The organism is Pseudomonas sp. RGM2987 (assembly GCF_022952855.1).
Lineage (GTDB): Bacteria > Pseudomonadota > Gammaproteobacteria > Pseudomonadales > Pseudomonadaceae > Aquipseudomonas.
This window is the reverse complement of the sequence record NZ_JALJDX010000090.1, coordinates 1-9194: the sequence shown is the minus strand read 5'-3', so window position 1 is coordinate 9194 and position 9194 is coordinate 1. Positions and strand designations below refer to the sequence as shown.

Below are 9194 nucleotides of genomic sequence, written 5' to 3'. Positions count from 1 at the left end.
GCGCTTGGGTGAAAGGAGGAGGGGCGAAATCTCCCACGGTCTGTACTGCTGCTAACAGTCAGAATCGAGCCTTGTCCCTCCTCCTCCCTTCAAGTCCTACCATACAAGCGAGCCTGCTCGCGATGGCGCCAGAGCGGACGCTGCTTAAACCAGCGTCATCAACGCCTCGCGGCTGAACGGCAGGATCTCCTGCTCGCGCCCTTCGCGGACTTTTTGCGCCCAGTCCGGATCCACCAGCAACGCACGTCCCACCGCCACCAGGTCGAACTCATCGTTGTTCAGGCGCTCCAGGAGTTTTTCCAGGCTGGCCGGCTGCGCGACTTTGTCAGTGTTGACCATGAACTGCAGGAACTCGCCGTCCAGGCCGACGCTGCCGACCGTAATGGTGGGCTTGCCGGTGAGCTTGCGGGTCCAGCCGGCCAGGTTGAGTTCGGAGCCTTCGAACTCCGGCTCCCAGAAACGCCGCGTCGAACAGTGGAAAATATCCACGCCGGCCTCGGACAACGGCTTGAGGAATTCGCCCAAAGCCTCAGGGGTCTGGACCAGACGCGCGGTGTAATCCTGCTGTTTCCATTGAGAGAAACGGAAGATGATCGGGAATCCCTCGCCCACCGCCGCACGCACGGCACGGATCAGCTCGATGGCGAAGCGCGAACGATTGGCCAGGCTGCCGCCATAGCCGTCCGTGCGCTGGTTACTACCTTCCCAGAAGAACTGGTCGATCAGGTAACCGTGGGCGCCGTGGATTTCCACGCCGTCCATGCCGATGCGCTTGGCGTCCTGCGCAGCCTGGGCGAACGCGCCAATGACTTCGTCGATGTCCGCCTGGGTCATGCCGTGGACCACCACCTGGCCATCCTTGAGTTTTTCGGTCGGACCATAGCCCGGCACGCTGGCATCCGGCTCGGTCCCGATGCGGCGCACGCTGCCCACATGCCACAATTGCGGAACGATCTTGCCGCCTTCGGCGTGCACCGCATCGACCACCTGTTTCCAGCCGGTCAACGCAGCGTCACCGTAGAAATGCGGCACGTTCGGATAACCGTTGGAGGCCTTGTGCCCGACCGTGGTGCCCTCGGTGACGATCAGGCCGACCCCGGCCGCAGCGCGACGACGGTAATACTCCACGACCTTGGCGTTCGGCACCCCTCCTGGCGAAAAGGAACGGGTCATCGGCGCCATTACGACACGGGTCGGCAATTCGAGCGCGCCGAGTTGGAAGGGTTTGAACAAGGCTTTTACAGGCATGGGGCACTCCACGGGACAAAGTCGCAGGTCGATATGACGGGGATAATATGTGCCGTGGACAGGACTGGGTAGCACTATTGATTGCAGTGATTAAGAATCAAAAGCCAAGCGCTGAACCTGTGGCGAGGGGATTTATACCCGCTGGGTTGCGCAGCGACCCCAAGAGCAAGCAACCTGATCAGGCTGACACACCGGGGTGTCAGACTCTAGGGCTGCTACGCAGCCCAGCGGGGATAAATCCCCTCGCCACAAAGGTTCAGTTGGGTTCTGCGGTTCAGCCCAACGCCTTCTCGATCGCCTGGACCACCGCAGGATCATCCGGCGCCGTGCGCGGCGAGAAGCGGGCCAGTACGCGGCCGTCCTTGCCGAGCAGAAATTTTTCGAAGTTCCAGGTAATGTCCCCGGGAAACTCGGCGCCCTCGCCCGCCAGCAGGCGGTACAGCTGATGGCGGTCAGGACCGTTTACTTCCAGCTTGCTGGACAAGGGGAAGGTGACGCCATAGTTGAGGCTGCAGAAGTCCTGGATCTCCTGCTCGGTTCCAGGCTCCTGGCCGGCAAACTGGTTGCAGGGCAGCCCCAGCACACTGAAGCCCCGGTCCTTGAACTGTTGATAGAGGTTTTCCAGCGCAGCGTATTGCGGCGTCAGGCCACATTTGGAGGCGACGTTGACCACCAGCACGACTTGCCCCTTGAACGGCGCCAGGGGCAGCTCCTGACCATTCAGGGCTTTGAGTTTAAGGTCGTGGAAAGCACTCATGACGAACTCCAGGTTTGCAGGTCTTTTCGAAACAGCCACGGCCGATGCTAACAGCAACCGACCAAAAAAGGCGCCTCACGGCGCCTTTCCAGTTCTCTGAGCGTAGCGCAGAAATCAGTGGTGATGACCACCTTCGCCATGGACGTGACCATGGGCGACTTCTTCCTGGCTGGCGTCACGGATGTCGACAACCTTGACCTGGAAGTTCAGGCGCTGGCCGGCCAACGGGTGGTTCCCGTCAACGGTGACGTCGTCGCCTTCCAGGTCGCGGATGGTGACGATCTGCATCTGGCCATCGGGCGCCGACGCGTGGAACTGCATACCGACTTCCAGCTCATCCACGCCTTCGAACATGCTGCGGCTCAGGGTGCTGACCAGTTCGGCGGAGTATTCGCCGTAGGCGTCTTCCGGTTCGACGGCAACGTTCAGCTCGTCACCGGTGGTTTTACCTTCCAGGGCTTTCTCCAGGCCCGGGATGATGTTGCCTGCGCCATGCAGGTAGACCAGCGGAGCGCCGCCGGCGGAGCTGTCGATGACCTCACCAGCGTCGTTGGTCAGGGTATAGTCGATGGAGACAGCCTTATTGGCGGCGATCAGCATGGGGCGAGACCTTTTGCATAAGAATGAAGAACGGACAAGTCTAAACAAGGATTTGCCCGAAAGCGAACGGAACCCGGACAAACGGGCTGGCTCGAACCGATCGACGGTCACCGGTTTCCACCAGGATGAGGATGGCCACTGGGTGGTCGAGCTGTCCTGCGGTCATACCCAGCACCTGCGCCACCAGCCACCCTGGCAGTCCCGGGCCTGGGTGCAGGATCGGGTGCAACGTATTGAAAAAATAGGCCAGTGCTTCGATTGCGGCTGGTGCGCACAGACCCCGGTTAGCGATAACCTTGGCGACTGAATCTGACGGCAGACGGCCAGCTATAGGCCTCGCCCTTGCCATGCACCTTTAGGGAATCCGCATGCAAACTTTTTTTATCGCGCCCACCGATTTTGGTGTGGGTCTGACCTCCATCAGCCTTGGGCTGGTGCGCACGCTGGAACGGGCCGGGCTGAAGGTCGGCTTTTTCAAACCGATTGCCCAACCCCACCCTGGCGATACCGGGCCGGAACGCTCCACCGAACTGGTGGCTCGCACCCATGGTCTCAAGCCGCCGCAGCCGCTGGGCCTGGCGCACGTCGAGCGCATGCTCGGCGATGGTCAGCTCGATGAGCTGCTGGAAGAAATCATCACCCTCTACCAACAAGCCGCCATCGGCAAGGATGTACTGGTCGTCGAAGGCATGGTCCCGACCCGCAGCGCCAGTTACGCCGCCCGGGTCAACCTGCACCTGGCCAAGAGCCTGGATGCCGAAGTGATCCTGGTGTCGGCGCCGGAAAACGAAGTGCTGACCGAGCTTTCCGGACGCGTGGAGTTGCAGGCTCAACTGTTCGGCGGGCCGAAGGACCCGAAAGTCCTCGGGGTGATCCTGAACAAGGTGCGCACCGACGAGAGCATCGAAGCCTTCAGTGCGCGACTCAAGGAGCATTCGCCCCTGTTGCGCAGCGGCGACTTCCGCCTGCTGGGCTGCATCCCGTTTCGCCCGGAGCTCAACGCCCCACGTACCCGTGACGTGGCCGACCTGATGGGCGCGCAGGTGCTCAATGCCGGGGACTACGAAACCCGGCGCATGAGCAACATCATCATTTGCGCCCGGACCATGCGCAACACCGTGGAATTGCTCAAGCCCGGCGTGCTGGTGGTGACCCCTGGCGATCGCGACGACATCATCCTCGCCGTCAGCCTGGCGGCGATCAACGGCGTGCCGCTGGCCGGCCTGCTGCTGACCAGCGACACCCTGCCCGACCCGCGCATCATGGACCTGTGCCGAGGCGCCTTGCAGGCCGGGCTGCCGGTGCTGTCGGTGAGCACCGGCTCCTACGACACCGCCAACCTGCTCAACGGCCTGAACAAGGAAATTCCGATCGATGACCGCGAACGTGCGGAGATCATCACTGATTTCGTTGCCAGCCACCTGGACGCCAAATGGCTGCACCAGCGCTGCGGCACGCCACGGGAAATGCGCCTGTCGCCGGCGGTGTTCCGCTATCAACTGATCCAACGCGCCCAGGCCGCCAACAAACGCATCGTGCTACCCGAAGGCAGCGAGCCCTTGACCGTGCAGGCCGCCGCCATTTGCCAGGCCCGGGGCATCGCCCGCTGCGTGCTGCTGGCCAAACCGGCCGACGTCGAAGCGGTGGCCCGGGCCCAGGGCATCGAACTGCCGCCGGGTTTGGAAATTCTCGATCCGGATTCGATTCGCGAGCGTTACGTCGAGCCCATGGTGAAACTGCGCAGGAGCAAAAGCCTGAACGCACCGATGGCCGAGCAGCAACTGGAAGACACCGTAGTCATCGGCACCATGATGCTGGCGCTCGATGAAGTGGACGGGCTGGTTTCCGGGGTGATCCACTCCACCGCCAACACCATCCGCCCGGCCCTGCAACTGATCAAGACCGCACCGGGTTGCTCACTGGTGTCCTCAGTGTTTTTCATGCTGTTCCCCGAGGAAGTGCTGGTCTACGGCGACTGCGTGATGAACCCGCACCCCAGCGCTGCGGAGCTGGCGGAGATTGCCCTGCAAAGCGCCGACTCGGCTGCCGCGTTCGGCATTACACCGCGAGTGGCGATGCTCAGTTATTCCAGTGGTGAGTCGGCCAGTGGCGAAGAAGTGGAGAAAGTCCGCGAAGCGACCCTGCTGGCCCACGAGGCGCAACACGGCCTGCTGATCGACGGCCCGCTGCAATACGATGCCGCGGCCAACGAAACCGTCGCCCGACAACTGGCGCCCAACAGTCAGGTGGCCGGCCGCGCCACGGTGTTCATTTTCCCGGACCTGAACACCGGCAACACCACCCACAAGGCGGTACAGCGCAGCGCCGATTGCGTCAGCCTCGGGCCGATGCTGCAAGGCCTGCGCAAACCGGTGAACGACTTGCCGCGCGGCGCCCAGGTCGACGACATCGTGTACACCATCGCCCTGACCGCGATCCAAGCCGCCAACCGACCCATGGACCTTTAAATGCTGGATTTCCTGCCTGCCGCCGTGCGCGGCGTGATTGCCTCGCTGCTGCTGGCGCTGAACACCATCCTGTGCTGCACGCCGTTGTTCGTCGTGGCTATTTTCAAGCTGCTGCTGCCTTTTCCCGCCGCCCAGCGTTTCACTGACTGGTTGATGAGCCACATCCACGAAGCCTGGATCAGCAACAACAAAGCCTGGATGAACCTGGTGCGCCGCACCCGCTGGCATCTCAGCGGGCTGGAGGGCCTGGACTACCAGCACTCGTACCTGATCACCAGCAACCACCAGAGCTGGGTCGACATCATGGTGTTGCAGTATGTGTTGAACCGACGCATCCGGCCGCTGAAGTTCTTTCTCAAGCAGGAGCTGATCTGGGTGCCGGTGATCGGCCTCGCCTGGTGGGCCCTGGGCTTTCCGTTCATGAAGCGCTACTCCAAGGCCTATCTGGAAAAGCATCCGGAAAAGAAAGGCAAGGACCTGGAAACCACTCGCAAGACCTGCGCGAAGTTTCGCCACAACCCGGTGGGCATCTTCAACTTCGTCGAGGGCACGCGCTTCACCGAAGCCAAGCATGCCCAGCAGCAATCACCGTTTCGCTACCTGCTCAAGCCCAAGGCCGGCGGCATCGCATTCGTGCTGGATGCCATGGGTGAGCAACTGGAGTCGATCATCAACGTGACCATTCATTATCCCGGCGGTCGTCCGGGGTATTGGGATCTGCTCTGCGGCAACGTTGGAGAAGTAGTCGTGCATTTCCAGGAACTGAAGATCCCGCCGCAGTTCGTTGGCAAGAGCTACGATCAGGACGGCGCGTATCGCCTGGAGTTCCAGGGCTGGATCAACCAGCTGTGGCAGGACAAGGATGCGTTGCTGGGGCAGATGCACCAGGAATTCCCAGATCGCCACTGACCCCACCTTGTGGGAGCGGGCTTGCTCGCGAATGCGGACTGACACTCAAAACAGATGTTGACTGACACACCCCATTCGCGAGCAAGCCCGCTCCCACAGGGTCCGAGCCAATGAAAAAAGCCCGCCGATGATCACTCATCGGCGGGCTTTTGTTTTACTGCTGCGTCGTCAGATCGCGCCGCGACTGCGCAGCAGATCCAACACCTGCTTGACACTCTCTTCCAATGTCAGCGCCTGGGTGTCGATCACCAGATCGGCATCCAGCGGCACGTCATATGGGAAAGACTCGCCAGGGATGTTGTCGCCAGCGGCGGCGTACAGACCTTGCGGATCACGCTGGGCGCACACCGCCGGCGAGGCCTGGACGTACACCGTCAGCAGACGTTCCCGGCCGATCAGGTCCTTGGCCTGCTCACGCCCTTCGGCGCTCGGCGCAACGAATGCCGCCAGGGTCAGCAGGCCGGCTTCGTTGAACTGACGCGCGACGTGAGCCGCGCGGCGCCAATTCTCGGTGCGCCCGGCGCCGTCCTGCGGCAAGCCCTTGTTCAGGTCATGACGCAGGTTCTGGCCATCGAGCACAAACACCGCACGACCGGAATCGAACAGCTTGCGCTCCACGGCATAAGCCAGCGTGCTCTTGCCAGCGCCCGACAGGCCGCTGAACAACACGGTGGCCGGCTGCTGGCCGAAGCGCTGGGCGCGCTCTTCCACCGACACATGGGCAAGCTTGCCGTGGTGCGTGCTGCTGCCGTGGGCCAGCGGCTGCGCGACGATCATGCCGGCGCCGACAGTGCCGTTGGTCAGGCGATCGATGATGATGAACGCGCCGGTGGTGCGGTTGCTCTCGTAACCGTCCAGGGCAATCGGCGCATCCAGGGCGATCTTCACCTTGCCGATTTCGTTGAGCTGCAACGCACTGGCCGGGCCCTCTTCGAGGGTGTTCACGTCGACCCGGTTGACGATGCTGGCAATCGAGCCCGGCACGTAGCTGGTGGCGCGCTTGATGTCGTATTTCTTGCCCGGCAGCATCGGCTCTTCAGCCATCCACACCAGCATCGCTTCGAAGCTGTCGGTGACCGGCGGCACGTTGTCGGCATGCACCAGCAAGTCGCCACGGGAGATGTCGATCTCGTCTTCCATGGTCAGCGTCACTGCCTGGCCTGGCCCTGCCTGCTCCAGCTCACCTTCGAAGGTAACGATGGATTTGACGCGGCTGCTCTTGCCCGACGGCAGCACCACCACTTCATCGCCCTTGTGCACGATGCCGCTGGCCAGGGTGCCGGCGAAACCGCGGAAGTTCAGGTTCGGACGGTTGACGTACTGCACCGGGAAACGCAGGTCGGTGAAGTTGCGGTCGCCCGCCACTTCCACGGTCTCGAGGATTTCCATCAGCGACTGGCCGGTGTACCACGGCGAACGCTCGGACTTGTTCACCACGTTGTCGCCCTTGAGGGCGGACATCGGCACGAAGTGCAGGCTGGTGGGCTGGTTCTTCAGGCCTTCGGCGAACTTCAGGTAGTCGGCCTTGATCGACTCGAACACACCCTGGTCGAAGCCCTTGAGGTCCATCTTGTTGATGGCCACGACGATGTGCTTGATGCCCAGCAACGAGGCGATGAAGCTGTGGCGACGGGTCTGGGTCTGCACGCCGTAGCGGGCGTCCACCAGGATGATCGCCAGGTCACAGGTGGAAGCACCGGTGGCCATGTTGCGGGTGTACTGCTCATGGCCCGGGGTGTCGGCAATGATGAACTTGCGCTTGGCGGTGGAGAAATAGCGGTACGCGACATCGATGGTGATGCCTTGCTCGCGCTCGGCCTGCAGGCCGTCGACCAGCAGCGCCAGGTCGATGTCGTCGCCGGTGGTGCCGACTTTCTTCGAATCGCGGGTGATGGCTTCCAGGTGATCTTCGTAGATCATCTTGGAGTCGTGCAGCAGACGCCCGATCAGGGTGCTCTTGCCGTCGTCGACGTTACCGCAGGTCAGGAACCGCAACAGCTCTTTACGCTCGTGCTGGCCCAGGTAGGCGAGGATATCCTCGCTGATCAAATCAGATTGATGCGACATGACAGCCCCTTAGAAATAACCCTGACGTTTTTTATCTTCCATCGAGCCTGCGCCATCGTGGTCGATGACCCGGCCCTGGCGCTCGGAAGTTCGCGTCAGGAGCATTTCCTGAATGATGTCCGTCAGGCTTTCGGCCTCGGACTCCACAGCGCCCGTCAGCGGGTAGCAGCCAAGGGTACGGAAACGCACTTTCTTCTTGACGATACGGGCTTTGTCTTCGTCGGACAGGTGCTCGAGGATGCGCTCGTCGTCGATCATGATCAGCGTGCCGTTCTTCTCGATGACTTCGCGCTCAGCGGCGAAATACAGCGGTACGATCGGGATGCCTTCCAGGTAGATGTACTGCCAGATGTCCAGCTCGGTCCAGTTCGACAGCGGGAACACGCGGATCGACTCACCCTTGTTGACCTTGCCGTTGTAGACGTTCCAAAGCTCCGGGCGCTGGTTCTTCGGGTCCCAGCGGTGCTTGCTGTCGCGGAACGAGTAGACGCGCTCCTTGGCGCGGGATTTCTCTTCATCGCGACGGGCACCGCCGAACGCGGCGTCGAAACCATACTTGTCCAAGGCCTGCTTCAGGCCTTCGGTCTTCATGATGTCGGTGTGCTTGGCGCTGCCGTGGGTGAACGGGTTGATGCCCTGCGCCACGCCGTCCGGGTTGACGTGGGTGATCAGGTCCAGGCCAAGTTCCTCGACCATGCGATCACGGAACTTGTACATTTCCTGGAATTTCCAGCGGGTGTCGACGTGCATCACCGGGAACGGCAGCTTGCCGGGGAAAAACGCCTTGCGTGCCAGGTGCAGCATCACGGCGGAATCTTTACCGATGGAGTACAGCATCACCGGGTTATCGAACTCGGCGGCCACCTCGCGGATGATGTGGATGCTTTCCGCCTCCAGCTGTTTCAGATGCGTCAGTTTGTCGACCATGGCTACTCACGAAAACTTTCTTATGAACGGCCAGCGGGCCGTGTTCGAGCGGGGAATCCTAGCACAGCGACCTCCTTCTAATCAGGACGCCAACTAGATCGAAACAGCATATGGATATGCCTGGGGGTTCGGGTGTTGCACTGACTTATTGTGGGAGCGGGCTTGCTCGCGAAGGCGGTGGTTCAGTTGCATAAATGTTGACTGACCCAGCGCCTTCG

General features: G+C 61.7%; 8 protein-coding genes. 3 read left to right on the top strand and 5 right to left on the bottom strand.

Annotation, left to right across the window (positions count from 1 at the left end; genetic code table 11):
• Positions 1-144 precede the first annotated feature (144 nt).
• The 3 genes from RGM2987_RS01470 to RGM2987_RS01460 form a co-directional block, all read right to left on the bottom strand.
• Entirely contained in the window at positions 145-1248 is a 1104-nt protein-coding gene (locus tag RGM2987_RS01470) for an NADH:flavin oxidoreductase (protein WP_245138341.1), read from the bottom strand.
• A gap of 274 nt (positions 1249-1522) precedes the next feature.
• The gene (locus tag RGM2987_RS01465; RefSeq protein WP_245138340.1) at positions 1523-2005 is read right to left on the bottom strand and encodes a glutathione peroxidase; all 483 of its coding nucleotides are present in this window, start codon (positions 2003-2005) and stop codon (positions 1523-1525) included.
• A 114-nt stretch (positions 2006-2119) separates the two neighbouring features.
• Positions 2120-2605, bottom strand: a complete 486-nt coding sequence (locus RGM2987_RS01460; RefSeq protein ID WP_245138339.1) for a peptidylprolyl isomerase — start codon at positions 2603-2605, stop codon at positions 2120-2122.
• Here RGM2987_RS01460 and RGM2987_RS01455 point away from each other — a divergent pair.
• From RGM2987_RS01455 to RGM2987_RS01445, 3 genes are all read left to right on the top strand, one after another.
• On the top strand, positions 2574-2912 hold the full coding sequence (locus tag RGM2987_RS01455; RefSeq protein WP_245138338.1) for a DUF3565 domain-containing protein: 339 nt from the start codon (positions 2574-2576) through the stop codon (positions 2910-2912). The genes RGM2987_RS01460 and RGM2987_RS01455 overlap by 32 nt on opposite strands.
• 61 nt (positions 2913-2973) lie before the next feature.
• The gene (gene pta / locus RGM2987_RS01450) at positions 2974-5073 is read left to right on the top strand and encodes a phosphate acetyltransferase (protein ID WP_245138337.1); all 2100 of its coding nucleotides are present in this window, start codon (positions 2974-2976) and stop codon (positions 5071-5073) included.
• Positions 5074-5982 (top strand): acyltransferase, encoded by a 909-nt coding sequence (locus RGM2987_RS01445; protein WP_245138336.1) that lies wholly within the window; start codon positions 5074-5076, stop codon positions 5980-5982. It begins immediately after the preceding gene.
• Positions 5983-6150: 168 nt separating this feature from the next.
• On the opposite strand, the gene cysN is transcribed toward RGM2987_RS01445, so the two are convergent.
• Both cysN and cysD read right to left on the bottom strand, forming a co-directional pair.
• Positions 6151-8049 (bottom strand): sulfate adenylyltransferase subunit CysN, encoded by a 1899-nt coding sequence (cysN, locus tag RGM2987_RS01440; RefSeq protein ID WP_245138335.1) that lies wholly within the window; start codon positions 8047-8049, stop codon positions 6151-6153.
• A gap of 9 nt (positions 8050-8058) precedes the next feature.
• Positions 8059-8976: a sulfate adenylyltransferase subunit CysD gene (gene cysD, locus RGM2987_RS01435; protein ID WP_003178041.1), complete on the bottom strand. Its 918-nt coding sequence runs from the start codon at positions 8974-8976 to the stop codon at positions 8059-8061.
• Positions 8977-9194 lie beyond the last annotated feature (218 nt).

What these genes read in the sequence shown, in the direction of transcription:
- RGM2987_RS01470 (WP_245138341.1), bottom strand. Translation starts at nt 1,248, where the DNA reads ATGCCTGTAAAAGCCTTGTTCAAACCCTTCCAACTCGGCGCGCTCGAA.
- RGM2987_RS01465 (WP_245138340.1), bottom strand. Translation starts at nt 2,005, where the DNA reads ATGAGTGCTTTCCACGACCTTAAACTCAAAGCCCTGAATGGTCAGGAG.
- RGM2987_RS01455 (WP_245138338.1), top strand. Translation starts at nt 2,574, where the DNA reads ATGGAGACAGCCTTATTGGCGGCGATCAGCATGGGGCGAGACCTTTTG.
- RGM2987_RS01460 (WP_245138339.1), bottom strand. Translation starts at nt 2,605, where the DNA reads ATGCTGATCGCCGCCAATAAGGCTGTCTCCATCGACTATACCCTGACC.
- pta (WP_245138337.1), top strand. Translation starts at nt 2,974, where the DNA reads ATGCAAACTTTTTTTATCGCGCCCACCGATTTTGGTGTGGGTCTGACC.
- RGM2987_RS01445 (WP_245138336.1), top strand. Translation starts at nt 5,074, where the DNA reads ATGCTGGATTTCCTGCCTGCCGCCGTGCGCGGCGTGATTGCCTCGCTG.
- cysN (WP_245138335.1), bottom strand. Translation starts at nt 8,049, where the DNA reads ATGTCGCATCAATCTGATTTGATCAGCGAGGATATCCTCGCCTACCTG.
- cysD (WP_003178041.1), bottom strand. Translation starts at nt 8,976, where the DNA reads ATGGTCGACAAACTGACGCATCTGAAACAGCTGGAGGCGGAAAGCATC.